Source organism: Kitasatospora sp. NPDC127116 (assembly GCF_042677365.1).
GTDB classification, from domain to species: Bacteria; Actinomycetota; Actinomycetes; order Streptomycetales; family Streptomycetaceae; genus Kitasatospora; species Kitasatospora lactacystinica.
The window spans coordinates 1-21,140 of the sequence record NZ_JBHXTL010000056.1 but is presented as its reverse complement, the minus strand read 5'-3'; the positions used below and the strand labels follow the sequence as shown (position 1 = coordinate 21,140).

The window sequence follows — 21,140 nt, the reverse complement described above, 5'->3', positions numbered from 1 at the left end:
CGCGCCCGGGCCGCGCCCTACCGGGGCCGATCCGCTCCCGCCCGGTCGAGCGGGAGCGCCATCTCCAGGATCCGCGCCGAGACGTCCAGCACGTACGGCGTCTCCTGTCCCGTGTAGGCGAACCCGCGCCGCAGGTAGAAGGCGGCGGCGCGGGGGTTCGCCTCGTGCACCCCGAGCAGCATCCGCCCGGCGCCCCGGACCCGCGCCCAGGCGAGCACCGCGTCCAGCAGGGCGTCGGCGACGCCGCGGCCCCGGCCGCGGTGCGCCGGGTCCACCCAGACGCCGATCAGGTCGAGCGCGCCGGGTTGGCTCCGGTTCGGGACGGACAGCATGGTGGCGACCCACTCCCCCGCGGCGTCCACCGCGACCAGGCCGAGGCGGTCGGGCTCGTTGACCCAGCCGCACCGGGCCATCCACTCGCCCTCGCCGTGGCGGCTCGCGTCCTCGTGGGTCTCGCCGAAGGCCAGGGGCGTGTCGAGGAGTTGGGCCAGCCGCACCTTCCGCAGGCGCTGCCAGTCCGCGCGCCCGATCCGCTCGATCCGGTAGTCCATGGTCTCCCCGTCGCACGACACTGCCTCCGCCGCCGGTGATCACCGGCGGCGGAGGCAGGATAGCCGTGCCCGGGCCCCGGATTCCCGAGGCCCTACGGCTCCGTGCGGCCCTACGGCTTGATGCGGACCACCTGCGGGTCGTGGTCGCTGGCCTGCTGGGCGAACTCGGCGTTGATGTGCACCACGTCGTACTTGGCGTAGCCGACCTCGGGGCTGACCAGGATGTGGTCCAGCACCTGGGAGTTGCCCTGGTAGACGTACGAGTACTGCTCGGTCTCCGGCAGCTCGTTCACCAGGTCGCGCAGCACGCCGTCCTTGGTGAGCGCGCCGAGCGCGGGCGAGAACTGGTAGTCGTTGAAGTCGCCGAGGGAGACGACCTTGGCCTCCTTGTCGGCGGCCAGCAGCTGGGCGACGAAGGCCTGTTCCACGGTGGCCTGCTTGATCCGCTGCACCTCGGAGCTGCGGACCGGCTGCTGGAAGCGGCTGTCGATGCCCTGGTCGCCGCCCTTGCTGTTGAAGTGGTTGGCGATGACGAAGACCTTCTTGCCGCGGAAGGAGAACTGGCCGACCAGCGGCTTGCGGCTGTTGGTCCAGGCCTCGTCGTTCGGCTCGATCCGGCCGGGCGAGGCGGTCAGCGCGGTGCTCGCGCCGGTGCCGGTCACGCCGACGGCGGAGGTGGCGGCGCCGCCGGGGATGTCGGTGAAGGACACCCGCTGGGGGTTGAACAGGAACACCTGGCGGATGTTGCCGCCGGGCTCGCCGCCGTCCTTGCCGTCCTGCGGGTCGACCGAGCGCCAGTCGTAGGCCGGGCCGCCGGCCGCCTTGATCGCGGCGATGAACTTGGCCACGGTCTGGCTCGCGTCCACCGTGCCGTCGTTCTTGGCGCCGTTGTTGTCCTGGATCTCCTCCAGGGCGACGATGTCGGGCGAGCGCAGGTTGGTGACGACGCCCTGGGCCAGCTCGGCGAACTTGGCGTCCGGGTTGCCCGGGGCCAGGTTCTCCACGTTGTAGGTGGCGAGGGTGAGCTCGCGGTCGGTCGCCTGGGCGGTGACCTCGCGCTGGAGGTGGTTGTCCTTCAGCGTGCCCATGGTGCCGGCGACCAGGGTGTAGCCGCCGAAGTTGTTGTAGTCCAGCGGGCCGGTGGTGGTGCCGGTCAGCTCGTCGCCGACGTTGGCGACCGGGAAGGGCTGCTGGGTGACCGCGGCCTGCTGCTGGATCATCAGGCGGCCGACGTTGGGCTCGCGGTAGGACTCGTACAGGACGCCGCCGCGCTTGCTGCGCTGGTCCTGGCGGTCGGCGGCGACCCACAGCTCGTTGTACTTGTCGGTCGCCTGGATCACCCGGACGTCCTTGACCTGGACGAGCATGCCCTCCAGGGACTCGTAGAAGTCCAGGGTGTACTTCTCCGGGTTGAGCGCCACGCCGTCGACGGAGCCGTCCGCACCGGCCGGCGGGGCGTAGGTGCCGGGGATGTTGCGGGTGTCGACGACCACCGGGGCGGGCAGCGGGTTGCCGGCCGACAGGACGGTGACGCCCGGGGCGGAGATCTCGGTGAGGGACTGCGAGCCGCCGCTGAAGTTCGGGTAGTACTCGGTGACCTTGCCGCTGACCAGCACCGAGTCGCCGACCTTCACGGTCGGGTTGCCGCCGGTGAAGACGAAGACGCCCTCGCTGGTGGCCGGGTCGGCGTCCGGGTTCGGGTCCTGGAGCCAGAAGCCCTTGGAACTGCCGTACGCGCGCACGCCGGTGACGATGCCGGGCACGCCGGTGACGGGCTTGCCGGCCTGCGGGGATATCCGGGTGCCGCCCTGGATGTCGTGGATCCGCAGCGGGCCGACCTCGGTCGGGGCGGGGGTCGCGGGCGCGGCGGCGTTGGCCACCGGCAGCGGGACGAGCACCAGCGAGGCGGCCAGCGAGGCCGGGATCAGGGCGGCGCGCAGCAGGGCTCTGCGGGGGCGGGGTGCGGGGGCGGTGGTCACCGGGGCTGGACTCCTAGCTCCGTCGTGCGGCACTGGCGTGGCACGGCGGTCCGGGCGGAGGCGCGCTTCGAGCGCGCGCTACTCGCGTAGAGAAGAAGCGGGGGACGGACACCCACCCCCCGCGGCGCCCCTCAAGATACGCGCGTAGAAAATGCCCCGACAAGACCCTGCCGGTGAACTGTCGGTTCCCCGGAGATGACTTGACACCAGGTCAGCCCAGGATCCTCACAGCCCGCTCCCAGCCGACTCCCAGGAAGCCCCGATCCGCTCCACGACCAGCTCGCACAGCTCGTGGGTGCGCAGCGCGTCATGGGCGTCCAGGGTGTGCCCGGCGCGGACGGCCGCCAGGAAGGCCAGCACGCACTGCTCGATGCCGCGCTGACGGGCCACCGGCACCCAGTCGCCGCGGCGGCGGACGGTCGGCTGGCCGCGGTGGTCGACCACCTCGGCCAGGTTGCGCACCTCGCGCTTGGAGTCGCCGCCGGAGACCTCCAGCACCTCCTCGGTGGAGCCGGAGACCCGGTTCATGATGCCCAGGGCGGTGAAGCCGTCGCCGGCCAGGGTGAGGACGACGTGCTCGACCAGGCCGTCGCGGACCCGCGAGCGGACGTCCACGTGCTCGATCTCGCCGGGGGCCAGGAAACGCAGGGTGTCCACCACGTGGATGAAGTCGTCGAACACCAGCGGGCGTGCCGCCTCGGCCAGGCCCTCGCGGTTCTTCTGCAGCACGATCAGATCGCGCGGACGCTCCTTGGCCTGGACGTAGCCGGGCGCGTGGCGGCGGTTGAAGCCGACCATCAGCGAGCGGCCGGTGCGGTCGGCGAGGTCGACCAGCCGGCGGGCGCCGTCCAGGGTCTGGTCGAGCGGCTTGTCGACGTAGACGTCCACCCCGGCGGTGAGCAGCTGCTCCACGATCGGCACGTGCTGACTGGTCGCGGCGTGCACGAACGCCGCCCGGATCCCGCTGCCGATCAGGGCGCCGAGGTCGGTGAAGCGGTGCTCGGGGGCGATCCGGTGGGCCTCGCCGATCCGGTCCAGCTTCGCCGCGTCCCGGGTCATCAGCCGGACGTCCAGCCCGGGCAGCGCGGTGAGCACCGGCAGATACGCCTTCTGCGCGATGTCACCGAGCCCGATCACCCCGACCGGGAGAAGGCCGTCGGAAACAGGGGTCGAATTCATCGGATTCTCCACGGGTACGGCGACACATCGGCCCCACCCTATGCACCGGCTCCCCCGCGCCACCAACCCGCCGCCGACCCGCCGCCGAGGAGCCCTCGCGCTCACCGGGCGAGCTCCTCCTCCCGGACCTTCGCCGCCGGGACCTTTCGCGGGCGGGACGTTCGCCGCCGGCCGCACGGCGGGTGCGGGTGCGGGTACGCCCTCAGGGCCGGCGACGGCGCGATCCACCGCGGTCGAGTTGACGCCAGAGCATCAGCTCGACCGCGGTGGGAGGCAGTTCGGGGCAGGTCCGCTCGGGGTGACCCGCGCCGGGGCCCCGGGCGGGCGGATCCGGCGGGGCCGGGGGCGGGAACCAGCAGTTGCCGTAGGTGATCAGAACGCGGCCCACGCAGCGCAACAGGATGATCACCCCGGCGCGGGCCGGTAGGTACCACCGCACGTCAGGACGTGGCCGACGGGCGGCCGAACCAGTCGTCCAGTGCCTCCGCAAGCCGGGGCCGGGCATCCGCCCCGTCGCCGGCCCAGGCCACGTAACCGTCGGGGCGGACCAGGACGGCGGCGAGAGCCGGGTGGTCGGGGAACCCCGTCCGGGCCCAGCGGACGTCCGGGCGGCCGACGACGGCCGGCCGGTGTTCGGCGGCGGGCGTCGCGTCGAGCAGGACGGCGCGCCCGTCCTCGAAGACGGCAGGACCGTCGGGCGCCAGCAGATCGGGAGCGAAGCGACCGACCAGGGGGTGGCCCGCGGGGCGGCCGTGGTCGTAGGTGACATCCAGTGCGTGCAGCATCTCGATCAGCATCCGTTTCGCCTGGGGCACTTCGGCCAGGTCGGCGATCAGCTCGCGCACCGCGTCGATCTGCGGGCCGTGGCGCAGCAGCGCTGCCTGGGCACGGGAGTTGCGCAGGACCCGGGCGGCAGGGGCGTGCCGTTCCGCGGTGTAGGTGTCGAGGAGTCGGGACGGTGCGGTTCCGCGGACCACACGGGCGAGCTTCCAGCCGAGGTTGGCGGCATCCTGGACACCGAGGTTGACGCCCTGTCCGCCGAACGGCGAGTGGACGTGGGCGGCGTCGCCGGCGAGCAGGATCCGGTCACGGCGGTAGCTCACGGCCTGCCGGGCGTTGTCGTTGTAGCGGAACGGCGAGCGCACCCGCGCGACGGTCACCTCGACGCCGCTGACCCGGCGCAGCGCCGCCTGGAGTTCCCGCGCGGTGGCGGGGGCGTGACGGTCCGCGGGCGGGCGGTCGAATTCGAGGGCGACGACCTGGCCGGGAACGACGTCGACCATGAGCGCGCCGACGGGAGTCCGGGTGAATCCGCGGGGGAGCCTCTCAGGGCCGACCAGGGTGACGTCCTCACCGCCGACCGCGAACAGTGTGGGTTCGGTGCCGGGGAAGTCGAATCCGGCGAGTCGGCGGACGGTACTGCGTCCACCGTCGGCACCGACCAGGTAGCGGGCCCGGACGGTCCGGCCGTCGTCGAGTCGGGCGGCCACTCCGCCCGGTTCGGACTCCAGGGCGACGACGCCGCGACCGTGCGTCAACCGGACGCCGTGCTGCCGGGCGCGTTCGGCGAACACCTCGCGCAGAGCGGCGTAGGGCACCGGGAGCAGCGACACGTCGGAGTGCTCCCCGGCCGGATCCGTCAGCGGCACCATGGCAATGTGCCCCTTGGTGGCGCCGCCGTTCCCGAGCTTGGTCGAGGCGACCTGGCCGGGTGCCTCGGACCCCCGGGCACGGGCGGGGGCGAGGGTGGCGGCAGTGCCGATCAGCGTGCGCAGCGCCTGCTCGGCCGCCTCGACGATCGGCCTGTCCAGTCCGCGCAGTGCCAGGGTGCGCATCGTGCGGGTGGTGACTCCGCGCAGCGCGGGGCTGTCCGGGCGTCCGTTCCGGTCGAGTTTCTCGACCACGAGGACGGACGCGCCGGCCAGGCCGAGTTCGCCGGCGAGGAACAGGCCGACCGGGCCGCCCCCCACCACCAGCACGTCCGCATCGGGGCGGGCATCGGCGTCCATGACGGGACTTCCTTCCTCAGGGTGCGGTGACGGGGAGCACGGTGTGCAGGTAGCCGGCGAGTGCGGACGGGGTGGGGTTCTCGAAGATCTCCGTCAGCGGCAGATCGACGCCGGTGGCGTCCACCAGGCGGGTGCGCAGTTCGAACGCGGTGAAGGACGTGAGGCCCAGGTCGGCGAAGGAGATGTCCCCGGGCACGGCGTCGTGGGCGGCGTGCCCGAGAACGAACGCTGTGCTCCTGCGCACCAGCGACAGCAGCGCGTCCTGGCGCTGCTCCGCGGGCAGGTCCGCCAGGTGCGCGGTCAGACGGGTCCCGGACGCGTCGGGCGCCGCGGGGTCGTCGACGGGCCGGGCCCGGCCGAGCAGTTCGCGCAGCGACGGCGGAACGGGACTCCCGGCGAACGCGGTGAGCAGGTCGGTCAACGGGAGGTCGGCGACCAGCAGGGCGGCCTCCTCGCCGAGCATGGCGTGTCGCATCGCGTCCGCGGGGTCCGAGGGTTCGGCCCAGGTCACGCTGCGGCCGGGCAGCCCGGCGGCCCGGCGCTCACGGGCCACCGCGTCGTGGACGGCCCGCAGCGTCGTCGTCGACCCGGCGGAGCCCCCGCCGAGCAGCGGAGCGAGCGGAGCGAACAGGGCGAAGTGGGTGAGCGGCAGCCCGGCCGTCACCTCATGGAGCGCCAGCGCCGCGGCGGAGGACTGTTCGTCCGCCCCGTGATCGGCGAGGGCCGCCAGGTGCAGGACCGCGCTCAGCGGCCGATCCTCCGGAAGGTCGGCGAGGACGGCGGCCATCGCGGCCCGGTCGGTCGGGACGCGGTCACGGACCACGAGCCCGCAGCCGGGCGACGCGGAGAACCGCTCGGCCTGCCCGTCCCGGGCGAGGAGCAGAACCTGGGCGGCGCCGTGCTCCGCCGCCCACCGGATCGCTGCCGCGGTCGGCGCGGCCGGGCCGGCGGTGACCAGGACGGTGCCGGTCGTGCGCGCCGCCGGCCCGGCGGATCGCCCGGCCGTCCGGGCCAGGCGCCGAACCTGCACGCCGCCGGGCCGGATCACGGCGTGCTCGGGACCGGACGGATCGGCGAGCAGTGCGACCAGCCAGGACAGGACGCGCCCGGTGGGCTGCTCGGGCAGGTCCACCAGCCCGAACCAGGGGACGGGCGCGGCCCTGCGGACGTCGGCGAGCGACCACAGCCGGCCGGCGGCTGCTCCGGGCTCCGGCCCGTCGGGCTCGACGGCGGCGCGGGTGAGACACCACAGCGGCGCGTCCAGCCCGACCTCCAGCAGGGCCGCGTCGAGGCGTTCGGTGGCCTCCGCCTCGGGCGCGGGCTCCGCGGCCGACGGCGGGAAACGGTCGTGGCGGGCGAGCAGCGAGAGCACGCCCGTCGGTGGGACGCCGGCCGGGGCGGAGGCGAGGGCCGCGCGCAACGCTCCGGTCAGGTCCGAGTCGGCCGGACCGACGAGGACCGGGATCACCTCGGCGCCACTGTCCCGGAGGGCGGCGAGGACGGCAGCCGGGTACGGCTCGGCGGCGGCGTCCGCGGGCAGGACGGCGAGCCAGCAGCCGGAGAGCAGCGGTACGTCCGGCGGCGGGATCCGACGCCACCCGGGCCGGTACCCGGAGCCGCCCTCGGCCCCGGCCGGGTCGGGGCTGCGCGCGCCGGTCGGCGTGTTCGAGGGCTCGGCCGGGGTCGCGGAGCGGTCGCCGTCCTGCCCGGTCCGCCCGGTGGCGTCGGCGTGGTCGACGGCCCGGCACCGCTCGGTCGCGCCGTGGCCCGGGTCGGCCGGCCGCAACCAGTGGCGCTTCCGCTCGAACGGGTAGGTCGGCAGCTGTGCCGGAGCGGTGGGTGGGACCGGAAAGGCCGTCCGCCAGGACACCTCGACGCCTTCGACGTACAGGGCGGCCAGGGCGGCCAGCACCGATTCGGGCTCGGCACGGTCGTGGCGCAGCGACGGGACGACCACCCGCGGCGGAGCGGACTCGGATCCTCCGGCGGCGGCCGCCGGGGGACGCTGGGCGAGGGCGGCGAGCACGCTGTCGGGTCCGAGTTCGAGGTACGCCTCGATCCCGGCTTCCTGCAGCCGCCGCAGCCCGTCGTGGAAACGCACCGTGCCCCGCGCGTGCTCCACCCAGTAGTCGGGGGTGGCCAGTCGCCCGTCGGCGCTGTCCCCGGTGGAGCCGCAGACCACGTGGGTGTGCGGCGGGGCGAAGTCGAGTTCGGCGGCGGCCTTGCGGAGGCCGTCGAGCATCGGCTCCATCAGCGGCGAGTGGAAGGCGTGGCTCACGGTGAGCCGGCGGACTCTGCGGCCCTGGCGGCGGAGGCGCTCGGCGACCTCCTGCGCCTCCGCGGCCGCTCCGGACAGCACCACCGCCCGGGGACCGTTGACGGCCGCGACGCCGAGCCGGTCCTCCAGACCGGAGACGGCCTCCAGGAGCTCGGCCTCGGTGGCCTCCACGGCGATCATCGCGCCGCCGTCGGGGAGTTCCCCCATCAGCCGGCCACGGGCGGCGACCAGCCCGGCCGCGTCGGGGAGCGACAGCATTCCGGCGCAGTGGGCGACGGCCAGTTCGCCCACCGAGTGCCCGATCAACGCGTCCGGCCGGACGCCGAAGGCCTCGATCAGACGGAACAGCGCGATCTGGAGGGCGAACAGGGCCGGCTGTGCGTACTCGGTGCGGTCCAACAGCGCGGCCTCGGGGGTGCCCGCCCGGGCTCCGACGACCTCCCGCAGGGGCCGCGGCAGGTGCGGGTCGAGGGCCTCGCACGCCGCGTCGAAGGCGGTGGCGAAAACCGGGTGGGCGCGGTACAGCTCGCCGCCCATGCCGGGCCGCTGGCCGCCCTGACCGGAGAACATGAAAGCGACCCTCGGCGGGGCCGAGGCCCGGCCGGTCAGCAGACGCGTCGAGGTGCGGCCCTCGTGCAACGCCCGCAGACCCTCGGTGTACGCCTCACGGTCTCCGCCCACCACGACGGCGCGGTGCTCGAACGGGGTGCGGGTGGTCGCGAGGGCCCAGCCGATCGCCTCGTCAGCCTCCGTCCGGGTGCGCAGGTGGTGCAGCAGCCGGTGGGCGCCGCTCGCCAGCGCGGACGGCGTGCGGGCGGTGAGCACCCATGGGCGCGGGCCGGACACGCCGACCCGGCACGGGGCCGCGGCGCCGGCTCCGGTGTCGGTGTCCGTGTCGGTGTCGGTGTCGGTGTCGGTGTCGGAGCACTGTTCGACGATGACGTGGGCGTTGGTGCCGCTGATCCCGAACGACGAGACCGCGGCACGACGCGGCCGGTCCACCGCGGGCCAGGGAACGTCCTCGGTGAGCAGCCGGACCGCGCCGGCGGACCAGTCGACGTGCGGCGACGGCGCGTCGACGTGCAGGGTGCGCGGCAGCCGACCGTGGCGGATCGCCTCGATCGTCTTGATCACCCCGCACACCCCTGCGGCGGCCTGGGTGTGCCCGAGGTTCGACTTGACCGAACCCAGCCACAACGGCCGGTCCGCGGGCCGGCCCTGTCCGTAGGTGGCGAGCAGCGCCTGCGCCTCGATCGGGTCGCCGAGCGGGGTTCCGGTGCCGTGCGCCTCGACCGCGTCGACGTCGGCCGCGAGCAGCCGTGCCTCGGCCAGCGCTCGGCGGACCACCCGTTCCTGTGCGGGGCCGCTCGGCGCGGTCAGCCCGTTGCTGGCGCCGTCCTGGTTGACGGCGGTACCGGTGATGACGGCGTGCACGCGACGGCCGGCCCGGCGTGCGTCGGACAGCCGCTCCAGCAGCAGGACCCCGGCGCCCTCCGCCCACGCGGTGCCGTCGGCAGCGGCGGCGAACGGCTTGCAGCGCCCGTCCGGGGCGAGGCCGCGCTGGCGGCTGAACTCGACGAAGCCGCGCGGGCTCGGCAGCACGGTCACACCGCCCGCCAGGGCCAGCGAGCACGTCCCGTCGCGCAGGGCGCCGGCGGCCAGGTGGATCGCCACCAGTGAGGAGGAGCAGGCGGTGTCCAGAGTGATCGCGGGGCCGTTCAGGCCGAGCGTGTAGGAGACCCGGCCGGACGCGACGCTGGTCTGGTTGCCGATCGCGAAGCCCTCGATGTCGGCCGGGACACCGTGCACGGTCACCGGCCCGTAGTCCTGTGCGATGACACCCGCGTACACGCCGGTGTCGGTGCCCCGCAGCGTCGCCGGGTCGATGCCCGCCCGTTCGACGGCCTCCCAGGCGATCTCCAGCAGCAGCCGCTGCTGCGGGTCGGTGGCCTGGGCCTCACGGGGGCTCATTCCGAAGAACGCCGCGTCGAAATCACCCGCTTCGTGCAGGAATCCGCCCTGGTCGACGTAGCTGGTACCACGGTGCTCGGGATCCGGGTGGTGGACGGCGTCGAGGTCCCAGCCGCGGTCGGCGGGAAAGCGGGTGATGGCGTCGGTACCGGAGGCCACCAGCTCCCACAGGTCCTCGGGGCTCCGCACACCGCCCGGGTAGCGGCACGCCATGCCGACGACGGCGATCGGTTCGGTTCGCTCCGCCTCCACCTCCTGCAGGCGGCGGCGGGTCCTCAGCAGGTCGGCGGTGACCCGCTTCAGGTAGTCGGCGAGTTTGGCTTCCTCGGTCACGGCTGGCCCGGCCTCTCCGGTTGGGTGCGGTCCACGGCGGTGTGCGGCGGTGCGCGGCCCCGGCGCGCTGCTCATCGGCCGAGTTCCCGGTCGATCAGGGCGAAGATCTCCTCGGTGCTGGCGGCATCGATGCCGGCCTCCGGCGCCGTGTCCGGCTCGGCGGGCCGCAGGCGCTGCGCCATCGCCTCCAGGCGGGCGAGCAGTTCCTCCCGCGGCATGTCGTCGGGGTCTTCGGCGGTGAGCCGCGCCTCCAGACGGTCCAGTTCAGCGAGCAGCGTGGGCCCGGCCGGGGCGAGTTGGGCGAGCACGTACTCGGTCAGCTGCCCGGCGGTGGGGTGGGCGAAGATCACGGTCGCGGGCAGGCGCAGCCCGGTTGCGCGGTTGAGCCGGTTGCGGAGCTCAACGGCGGTGAGGGAGTCGAATCCGAGGTCCTTGAAGGGCCGGTCCGGTCGGACGCCGTCGGGCGAGTCGTGGCCGAGGACCAGGGCTGCGTTGCCGAGGACCAGTTCCAGGACGGCTCGTCGACGCTCCTCGGGGTCCCGGCCGGCCAGCTGGAGCGCCTCCGGCCGGGCGGCCCCGGCGGGGACGTCGCGCCCGGCCGGGCGGCGCACCAGGTCCTGCAGGACGGGGTGGAGCAGTTCGGTCTCGGCCTGCCGGCGCAGCGCCGCGAGGTCGAACAGGGCGGGGACCACGGCCGGGTGGCTGCCGTCCATGGCGAGGTCGAGCAGGCCGAGCGCGAGCTCCTCGCCCATCGGCAGGACGCCACCGCGCCGCAGCCGGGCCAGGTCGTCGCGGTCGAGGTGGCCGGTCATTCCGCTGGCCTGCGCCCACAGGCCCCAGGCGAGCGAGGCCGCGGGCAGGCCGCGGACCCGCCGGTGTCGGGCGAGCGCGTCCAGGAAGGCGTTGGCGGCGGCGTAGTTGGCCTGGCCGGGGGCGCCGACGGTGGAGGCCAGCGAGGAGAACAGCACGAAGTCCGACAGGTCGAGGTGTTCGGTGAGCCGGTGCAGGTTCCAGGCCGCGTCGACCTTGGCGCGCAGCACGGCGCGCAGCTTGTCCTCGGTGAGGTTGGCGACGGTCGCGTCGTCGAGCACCCCGGCGAGGTGCACGACCGCGGTCAGCGGGTGCTCGGCGGGTATGCCGGCCAACAGGGCGGCGAGCTGCTGTTCGTCGGCCGTGTCGCAGGACACGAGGTCGACGTGGGCGCCGAGGGCGGTCAGTTCCTTGGCGAGTTCCTCCGCCCCGGGTGCCTCGGGGCCACGCCGACCGACCAGCAGCAGGCGGGTGGCGCCGCGTTCCCGCACCAGGTGGCGGGCGACCATCGCGCCGAGGGTGCCGGTGCCGCCGTTGAGCAGTACGGTGCCCTCGGGGTCGCGCGGGACGGGCAGCGCGAGTGCGAGTTTGCCGGTGTGCCGGGCCTGTGAGAGGAATCGGAGCGCGTCCTTGGCCTGCCGGACGTCCCAGCTGTGCACGGGCAGCGGGGCGAGCACGCCCTCGGCGAACAGCCTTCCGAGATCGGCGAGCATCCGCCGGATCCGTTCGGGCCCGGCGTCGAGCAGGTCGAAGGCCCGGTAGCGGACGCCCCGGTGCTCGCGGGCGACGGTATCGGCGTCCCGGATGTCGGTCTTGCCCATTTCGACGAACCGGCCGCCCGGGCGCAGGGAGCGCAGCGAGGCGTCGACGAACTCCTTGGCCAACGAGTTGAGCACGATGTCCGCGCCCGCTCCACCGGTGCGCTCCGCGACCATGGCCTCGAAACCGAGTTCGCGGGAGGAGGCGATGCGTTCCTCGGGCACGCCGAGGGCGCGCAGCACCGGCCACTTGGCGGGACTGGCGGTGGCGAGCACTTCGAGGCCCCAGTGCTCGGCGAGTTGCAGGGCGGCCATGCCGACGCCGCCGGTGGCCGCGTGCAGCAGCACGCGTTCGCCGCGCCGGGCACCGGCGAGGTCCTGCAGCCCGTAGTAGGCCGTGAGGAAGACGATGGGGACGGTGGCGGCCTGCGCGTACGACCACCCGGCCGGAACGGGCGTCAGCATCCGGTGGTCGGTGACCGCGACGGGGCCGGTGCCGTGGGTGATCAGGCCCATGACCCGGTCGCCGGGCCGCAGCTCGGTGACGCCGGGCCCGGTCTCCAGGACGACGCCGGCGCCTTCGCCTCCCATCCGCCCGTCGCCCGGGTACATGCCGAGACCGATCAGCACGTCGCGGAAGTTCAGGCCGGCCGCGCGCAGCGCCACCCGGACCTGTCCCGGTCGTAGTTCCTCCCCGAGTTCGGGGCAGTCGGCCAGGACGAGGTTCTCCAGGCTCCCGCGCTCGGTCAGGTCGAGCCGCCAGGTCCGCCGGTCGGGAACCGCCAGGTCGGGGTGCGGTCCGGCGGAGCGGGCCAGACGCGGCAGGAGCACCGTTCCGGAGCGCAGCGCGAACCTGGATTCGCCGGCGGTGAGAGCCGCCGGCAGCGCGTCGAGGGAGTGCTCGTCGACGTCGACCAGACCGAACCGGTCGGGGCTCTCGGCCATCGCCGCGCCGACCAGACCCCAGACTGCCGCGCCGGCGAGATCGGGCGCGGGCTCGTCGGCCGTGGTGGAGACGGACCGCCGGGTGACGAGGACGAGCCGGGAGCCGGCGAGCGTCTCGTCGGCCAGCCAGTCCTGGAGCAGGCCGAGCAGCCCGGCGGTCAGCCGGTGGGTGTCGCCCGCGACGTCCTCCCCCTCCTGCGACGGCACGAGGACCAGTACGTGCTCGGGGCTGGGCGCACCGGCGGCGAGGGCGGCCCGGAGCCCGTCGAGGCTCAGGTGACGGATCGGCTGTTCGGGGTGGTCGGCCAGCCTGTGGGCCGCGTCCTCGGCGGCGGAACGACCTCCGGGGACGGGCGCGGCGAGCAGCACGAACGGGCCGGCCTCGGGCGCCGGATCGGCGGTCCCGGGCCGGGGCCGCCAGCCGAGGTGGAACATGCCGTCCCGGGCCTCACGGGTGCCTGCGGCGAGCCTGGCCGGGTCGATCGGGCGCAGTGTCAGGGCCGCCGCGTCGAGGACGGGGCGGCCGTGGACGTCGGCGGCGGCCAGCTCCAGCGTCTGCTCGCCGGTGGGTCGCAGCCGGACCCGCAGGGTGCGGACACCCGCCGCGTGCAGACGCACGCCGCTCCAGTGGAAGGGCAGGAGCAGGCCGTCCTCGGGCGGGTCGGCGACGAGCAGCGCGTGCAGACAGGCGTCGAGCAGCGCCGGGTGGATCCCGTGGCCGGTGTCGTCCGAGTCGGCGGCCAGTTCCACCTCGGCGTGCAGCTCGTCCCCGTCCTGCCACAGTGCGCGCAGGCCCTGGAACGCTCCGCTGTAGTGGTAGCCGAGGTCGGCGAGCCGCCCGTACACGCCGTCGAGCGGGACGGGCTGCGCGCCGGACGGCGGCCAGGCGGTGGCAGGGGTGGCAGGGGTGGCGGGCGGCTGCTGGGCCAGGGTGCCGGAGGCGTGGCGGATCCAGTCGCCGGGGGTGCCGTCGGGCGCGGTCCGGGAGTGGACGGTGACGCGGTGCCGGCCTTCGCCGTCCGCGGTGACGGCGACCTGGAGCTGCACCGCGTCCTCCTCGGGCAGCGGCAGCGGTGCTTCCAGGGTGAGTTCCTCCACCGCGCCGCCACCGACCCGGGCGGCGGCGTGCAGGGCGAGTTCGAGCAGCGCGGTGCCGGGGACGAGCACGCTTCCGGCCACCGCGTGGCCGGTCAGCCAGGGGTGGGTGCGCCGGGAGATCCGGCCGGTCAGCACCAGGGTTCCGGGTTCGGCGGTGCCCAGCGCCGCGCCGAGCATCGGGTGCCCGGCCGGCTCCAGACCCAGCCCGGCGGCGTCGCCGGCTCCGACCGGGGTGTCGATCCACAGCCGGCGGCGCTGGAAGGCGTACGTGGGCGGCACCGCCTCGCGGGACGGCGAGACGGTGCGCAGGGCGGTCCAGTCGACGTCCGCGGCCTGGGTGTGCAGTTCGGCTGCGGAGCGCAGGAAGCGGTCGGCGGCCGGTTCCTCGCGGCGCAGCGTGCCGACCGCGGTGACGGTCGTGCCGGACTGCTCGGCGGTCTCCTCGACGGCGGAGGTCAACACGGGGTGCGGGCTGGACTCCACGAACACGGTGTAGCCGTCCGCGGTGAGTCGGCGGGTGGCCTCGTCGAATCGGACGGGCCGGCGCAGGTTGCGGTACCAGTAGTCGGCGTCGAGGGTACCGGTGTCGATCGGGCCGGCGGTGACGGTCGAGTAGAAGGCGGTGTCGGCGGTACGCGGCTTCAGGCCGGCCAACGCCTCGGTGACCTCCTGTTCGATGGCCTCGACGTGCGGGGAGTGCGAGGCGTAGTCGACGGGGAGCGGGCGGACCTTCACTCCGGCCGTCCGGTACTCGTCGAGGAGTGCCCGGACCGAACCGAGGTCGCCCGCCACGACAGTGGCGTTGGGGCCGTTTACGGCGGCGATCTGCACGCCGGGCCGACCGGCCGCGAGCGTTCGGGCGACCTGCTCCGCGCCGAGCGCGATCGAGGCCATCGCGCCGGTGCCGGCCAGCCGGGCCACGGCGCGGCTGCGCAGGGCGACCGCGCGCGCGGCGTCGTCCAGGTCGAGCGCGCCGGCGACGTGGGCGGCGGCGATCTCGCCCTGGGAGTGGCCGACGACGGCGTCCGGAACCACGCCGACGGATCGCCACAGCCGCGCGAGCGACACCATCATCGCGAACAGCGCGGGCTGGACGACGTCCACACGTTGCAGCAGCTCCGCGTTGCCGTCGGTGCGCACCGCGTCCAGCAGCGACCAGTCGGTGTGCGGGCCGAGCGCGTCCGCACAGTCCTCCAGCGCGCGCCGGAACACCGGCGAGCGGTCGAGCAGGTCGCCGGCCATGCCCACCCACTGGGTGCCCTGCCCGGGGAAGACCAGGACGGTACGGCCCGCGGGTGCGACCCTTCCCTCGACCAGGTCGAGGGTGTCGCGCCCGGCGGCGAGGGCGTCGAGGGCGGCCGTCATCCGGTCGCGGTCGCCGCCGAGCAGAACGGCGCGGTGCTCGAAGAGGGTGCGGTCACCGGCCAGCGCGGCGGCGATCTCGGCATCGCCGGTCCGGGCGCCGCCGAGCCAGTTCCGGAGCCGGCCGGCCTGGGCACGCAGGGCCGCACCGGTCCGGGCCGACAGCACCCATGGCGGGGTCCCGGTGGCGACGGCCGGTTCGCCCGGAGCAGACGGCTCGACGGCCGGGCCCTCCTCGACGATCACATGGGCGTTGGTGCCGCTGATGCCGAAGGAGGACACACCGGCCCGCCGGGGCCTCTCGCGCCGCGGCCACGGCACCGGCCCGGTCAGCAGCTCGACACCGCCCGCCGCCCAGTCCACGTACGGCGAGGGCGTCCCGGCGTGCAGGGTGGGCGGCAGCACCTCGTGGCGCAGCGCCATCACCGTCTTGATCACGCCGGCCACGCCGGCGGCGGCCTGGGTGTGGCCGAGGTTGGACTTCACCGAGCCCAGCCACAGCGGGGCGTCCGGGGCGCGGTCGGGGCCGTAGACACCGAGCAGCGCGCCGGCCTCGATCGGATCGCCCAGCGTGGTTCCGGTCCCGTGCGCCTCGACGGCGTCGACGTCGGAGGGCAGCAGTCCGCCGTTCGCCAGCGCCTGCCGCAGGACGCGCTGCTGGGCCGGGCCGTTGGGCGCGGTGAGCTGGCTGCTGGTGCCGTCCTGGTTGACGGCGCTGGAGCGGACCAGGGCGAGCACGGGGTGCCCGTTGCGCTCCGCGTCCGAGAGCCGTTCGAGCAGGAGGAGTCCGCCGCCCTCGCCCCAGCCGGTGCCGTCGGCGGCGGCGGCGAACGGCTTGCAGCGCCCGTCGGGGGCGAGGCCGCGCTGGCGGCTGAACTCGACGAAGGTGTCCGGGGTCGCCATCACGGTGACCCCGCCGGCCAGCGCGAGTGCGGACTCGCCCCGGCGCAGCGACTCGGCGGCCAGGTGGATGGCGACCAATGAGGACGAGCAGGCGGTGTCCACGGTGATGGCGGGCCCGCCGAGGTCGAAGGTGTGGGCGACCCGACCGGAGGCGACGCTGCCCGCGCTGCCGCTGCCCAGGTATCCCTCGAAGGCGCCGGGCATCGGCCGCAGCCGACCGGCGTAGTCGTTGTACATGACGCCGGTGAACACGCCGGTCGAGCTGCCGCGCACGTCCTGCGGCCGGATTCCGGCCCGTTCGAAGGCTTCCCAGGCGAGTTCCAGCAGCAGCCGCTGCTGCGGGTCGGTGGCGAGCGCCTCCCGCGGGTTGAGTCCGAAGAACTCCGGGTCGAAGCGGTCGGCGTCGTAGAGGAAACCGCCCCGGGTGGTGTAGGTCCGGCCGGTCGCCTCCGGGTCGGGGTCGTACAGCGCCGCGGTGTCCCAGCCCCGGTCGGTGGGGAAGTCGCCGGTCGCGTCCCGCCCGTCGGCGACCAGCTGCCAGAGCTCCTCGGGGGTGCTGACGTCGCCCGGGTAACGGCAGCTCATCGCGACGATCGCGATCGGTTCGGTCCGTGCCTCGTCGGCTTCGCGCAGGCGACGGTTGGCCTGCTGGAGCTGGCCGGTCGCCCGCTTGAGGTAGTCGCGCAGTTTCTGTTCGGTCGTCACGTCGGTCCGTCCTCTCGGGGTCTGCGGAGACAGCCTTCGGTGGCCCATCAGGAGGCCCCGAGCTCGCGGTCGATGAAGTCGAAGATCTCGTCGTCGCTGACGTCCTCGAAGCCGTCCTCGTCCCCGGGTCCGGCCGCGGGCCGGTCGAGTGCCTGCAGCAGGTCCCTCAGCTGGACGAGCGCGCCGGCCCGGGCCGCGTCATCGAGTTCCGTCAGGGTCCTGGCGAGCTCCTCCAGTCCGGTGAACGCCGGCGAGGCGGCCGGCGCCGGATCCGTGGACCCGGTCAGTTCCAGCAGGTACCGGGCCAGGGCGTCCGGGGTGGGGTGGTCGAACATCACGGTCGTGCTCAGCCGCAGCCCGGTGAGCCGCTCCAGGTCGTTGCGGAACTCGACCGCGGTGAGCGAGTTGAAGCCCAGGTCGAGGAAGCCGCGGCCGGGCGGGACGGCGTCCTCGTCGAGGTGGCCGAGCGCCGCGGCGGCCCGCCGGCGCACCGTGTCGAGCAGCAGCTGTCCGCGTTCCGGCCCGGCCAGCGCGTCCAGCCGGCTCCGCAACCGGTCACCCTGCGTACTGCCGGCGGTCACCGCGCGGCCCGTCCCCGGCCGGGGGCGGGCCGGGACGAGGCCGCGCAGCACCGCCGGAACGGTACCCGCCTCCTCCTGCTCGCGCAGCGCGCGCAGGTCGAACCGGGCGGCCACCAGCGCGGACTGACGCGACGCCAGACTCAGGTCGAGCAGGGCGAGTCCGTCCTCGGCGGTCAGCGGGACCACACCGGTGCGGCGCAGCCGCGCCCACTGCGCGCCGTCGAGCGCCCCGGTCATGCCGCGGCCGGGCCCCTCGGCCTCCCAGCTGCCCCAGGCCAGGGAGGCGGCGGGGAGGCCCAGGTCGCGGCGCTGATCGGCCAGCGCGTCCAACATCGCGTTGGCGGCGGCGTAGTTCGCCTGCCCGGCCGAGCCGAGCACCCCGGCGATGGAGGAGAACAGCACGAACGCGCCGAGCGCCGTGCCCCGGGTCAGCTCGTCCAGGTGCAGCGCCGCGTCGCTCTTGGGCCGCAGCACGGCGTCCAGGTCCGCGGCGGTCAACGACCGCAGCACCCCGTCCGCGACCACGCCGGCGGCGTGGAACACCCCGGTGAGCGGGTGTGCCGCCGGAACGTCCCGCAGGACGGCCGCCAGTGCGGCACGGTCCGCGACGTCGCAGGCCGCAAAGGTCACGGCCGCGCCGTCCGCGGCCAGTTCGGCCGCCAGCTCGGCATCGGCGCCGCCGCGGCTGACCAGCAGCAGGTGGCTCACACCATGCCTCCGGACCAGGTGACGGGCAACCTGGCGGCCGAGCGCGCCGGTGGCGCCGGTGATCAGCACGGTGCCGTCGGGGTCCAGCACCGGGGCCGTCGCCTCGGCGTCGACGGACACCGGGGCCAGGCGCGGGACACGCGCCGCACCGTCCCGCAGGGCCACCTCGGGCTCGTCCCCGGCACAGGCGGCGAGCAGCAGCTCGACGGTGCTCCGCCCGTCGGTCTCCACCAGCCCGAACCGACCGGGGTGTTCGCGCTGTGCGGCCCGCACGAGTCCACGCACCGCCGCGTCGGCCGGCCCGTCGCCGCGGGTGAGCACGACCAGGCGGCTGCCGGACAGCCGCTCCTCCGCCAGCCAGGACTGCAGCACGGCGAGGAAGCCCGCGGTTTCCGTGCGCACCCTCTCCGCGGCTCGCGCCGTCGACGGGGCGAAGGCCGGGCAGGGCGCCACCACCACCTCCGGTGCGTCGCCGTCCGCGGCGGCGAGCGCGGCGACGTCCGGGTGACGTCCCGCTCCGGCCGGCAGGCCGACCGCCTCCGTCTCCGGGTCCTCGCCGCCCAGCAGCGCCCACCGCAGGCCGGCCGGCGCGGCCGGCAGGGCTGCCTCGACCCATTCCGTCGCGTACAGGCCGCCTCGTTCGCCACCGAGGACCCCGGTGGGAAGGGGACGGCAGGCCAACGAGTCGATCCGGGCGAGGAACCGCCCGTCCCGGTCCCAGGCCTCGACGCGTACGCGGTCCGCCGCGAGCTCGGTGATGCGGGCCCGCAGCGCCGTGGCGCCCGTCCCCGCCACCCGCACGCCGCTCCAGGCGAACGGCAGCACCGGCGCCGGGTCGTCCCGCAGCAGCAGGAATCCGTGCAGTGCGGAGTCGAGCAGGGCCGGGTGGAGCACGAAGCCGTCCGGGTCGGTGCCCTCCGGCAGTTCGGCCTCCACCAGTACGGTGCCGCCCTCGCGCCAGGCGGCGCGCAGTCCCCGGAACAGCGGGCCGTAGCCGAGCCCGAGGGCCGCGAGGTCCGGGTAGAACGTCTCGACGGACAGGGCGGTGGCCCCGGCGGGCGGCCACGGCCCGTGGTGGTCCGCCGGATCCTGCCCGGGCGTTCCGGCCGTGCCCGGGCTCAGCCGCGCCGTGGCGTGCTTCGTCCACCCCGTGGACGAGGCATCGTCCTCGGGCCGGGCGTACAGGGCGGCCGACCGATCCCCGTCGTCCCCCGGCGCGCCGACGACCAGCCGGAGCTGGAGCCCCCTGCCCGCGGGCAACACGACCGGGGACTCCAACAGCAGTTCCCGCACCTCGTCCGCGCCGACCCGGCCCGCGGTGTGCAGCAGCAGGTCGAGGATCGCCGTGCCGGGCAGCAGTACCGCTCCGGCGATCGTGTGCTCGACCAGCCACGGGTGGGTGGCCTCCGCCACCCGGCCGGTCAGGCTCAGCGCCTCCGACTCGGGGTCGTCCATCACCGCGCCCAGGAGCGGGTGGAGCACCTCTCCCAGACCTGCGGCCGAGACCTGCCCAACAGCCGGGGTGGGCTCCAGCCAGTAGCGCCGCCGCTGGAAGGGGTAGCTCGGCACCGCGAACGCACCGGTCCCGGGGTGATTCCCCGAGCCTCCGGTTGAGTCGAGCAGCGCCGGCCAGTCGACCTCGGCCCCGTGCACGTGCAGCCGGGCCAGCGCGACGGCCGCGCTGAGGTCCTCCGGCCGGTCGGCGCGCAGCACCGGCACCGCGACGGGCCGTTCGGCCCCGGCGGGCCAGCTGTCCAGGGCCATCGGCGTCAGGACCGCTCCCGGACCGAGTTCCAGCAGCACTTCGGCGCCCGCTTCCTGAGCCCGGCGCACCGCGTCGGCGAAGCGCACCGTGCCGCGGGCATGGCGCACCCAGTACTCGGCCGACCCCAGTTCCTCGTCACCGGCCGGCCGGCCCGTCAGTGCGGAGATCACCGGGACGGTCGCGGGCCGGTAGTCGAGGCCCTCCGCGACGACGCGGAACTCCGCCAGCATGTCGTCCATGTGCGCGGAGTGGAAGGCGTGGCTGACCGCCAGGCGCTTCGTCCTGCGCCCCGCCGTGGCGAGTTCGCGAGCCAGTTCGGCGACGGCGTCCTCGTCCCCGGCGATCACCACCGACGTCGGGCCGTTCACCGCGGCCAGGTCCACCGCGGACCCGTGGCGCTCGATCAGCGCCCGCACCTGCTCCTCGTCCGCCTCGACGGCGAGCATCGCCCCGCCCGGCGGAAGCGCCTGCATCAGCCGGCCCCGGGCCGTGACCAGCTTCGCCGCGTCCGGCAGCCCCAGCACGCCGGACACGTGCGCGGCCGCGATCTCACCGACCGAGTGCCCGAGCAGCAGACCGGGACGCACGCCCCAGTGCTCTAGCAGCCGGAACAGGGCCACCTCGAGGGCGAACAGCGCCGGCTGGGTGTACGCGGTTCCGTCGAGCAGTGCCGCCTCCGCACTCCCCGGATCGGCGAACACCACGTCGGCCAGCGGGCGTTCCAGGTGCCGGTCGAGTTCGGCGAACAACTCGTCGACGGCAGCGGCGAAGACCGGCTGGGACCGGTACAACTCCCGTCCCATGCCGGTACGTTGGCTGCCCTGCCCGGTGAACATGAACGCCACCGCCCCGGAGCCGGCGACGGCGCCGACCACGTCGGGAGTCGTGCCGCCCTCCGCCAGTTCGTCCAGGCCCACGAGATAGCCGTCCAGGTCGCGAGCGACGACCGCCGCGCGGTGGTTCCAGTGGGTGCGGGTGGTGGCCAGGGCCCGGGCGACGGCACCCGGATCGACGCCGTCGACCTCGCGCACGCTCCGGGCGAGGTTGACGGCCTGTTCGCGCAACGCCGCCTCGGAACGGGCCGACAGCACCCACGGAACCGGACCCGCCACCACATCAACCGGCGGGGAGGACGGCTGGGACTGCGGCTGTTCGAGAACGACATGCGCGTTGGTACCACTGATACCGAACGCGGAGACCCCCGC

Annotated in this window: 8 protein-coding genes; all 8 read right to left on the bottom strand. The window is 74.9% G+C overall.

Translation table 11 applies throughout. The annotated features are described in order from the left end of the window. Positions 1-17 precede the first annotated feature (17 nt). A complete protein-coding gene (locus ACFVHV_RS22415; RefSeq protein WP_380352926.1) occupies positions 18-551 on the bottom strand; it encodes a GNAT family N-acetyltransferase in 534 nt (177 codons plus the stop codon). A gap of 110 nt (positions 552-661) precedes the next feature. Continuing rightward, positions 662-2,530 (bottom strand): endonuclease/exonuclease/phosphatase family protein, encoded by a 1,869-nt coding sequence (locus ACFVHV_RS22410; protein ID WP_380352924.1) that lies wholly within the window; start codon positions 2,528-2,530, stop codon positions 662-664. Positions 2,531-2,755: 225 nt separating this feature from the next. After that, positions 2,756-3,709, bottom strand: coding sequence for a Gfo/Idh/MocA family oxidoreductase (locus ACFVHV_RS22405; protein WP_359911225.1), 954 nt, complete (start codon positions 3,707-3,709; stop codon positions 2,756-2,758). Between the two features lie 202 nt (positions 3,710-3,911). Next, positions 3,912-4,214: a DUF6059 family protein gene (locus tag ACFVHV_RS22400; RefSeq protein WP_380352922.1), complete on the bottom strand. Its 303-nt coding sequence runs from the start codon at positions 4,212-4,214 to the stop codon at positions 3,912-3,914. Continuing rightward, positions 4,150-5,718 carry an FAD-dependent monooxygenase gene (locus tag ACFVHV_RS22395; protein ID WP_380352921.1) on the bottom strand — a complete coding sequence of 523 codons (1,569 nt, stop codon included), beginning with the start codon at positions 5,716-5,718 and terminating at the stop codon, positions 4,150-4,152. Before ACFVHV_RS22395 ends, ACFVHV_RS22400 begins: the two co-directional genes overlap by 65 nt. Before the next feature lie 16 nt (positions 5,719-5,734). Then, complete coding sequence (locus ACFVHV_RS22390) at positions 5,735-10,300, bottom strand: beta-ketoacyl synthase N-terminal-like domain-containing protein (protein WP_380352919.1); 4,566 nt, start codon at positions 10,298-10,300, stop codon at positions 5,735-5,737. Between the two features lie 71 nt (positions 10,301-10,371). Beyond that, a complete protein-coding gene (locus ACFVHV_RS22385) occupies positions 10,372-16,881 on the bottom strand; it encodes an SDR family NAD(P)-dependent oxidoreductase (protein WP_380352917.1) in 6,510 nt (2,169 codons plus the stop codon). A 47-nt stretch (positions 16,882-16,928) separates the two neighbouring features. Further along, positions 16,929-21,140 (bottom strand): SDR family NAD(P)-dependent oxidoreductase (locus ACFVHV_RS22380; protein ID WP_380352916.1); only part of this gene is annotated, 4,212 nt, incomplete at its 5' end.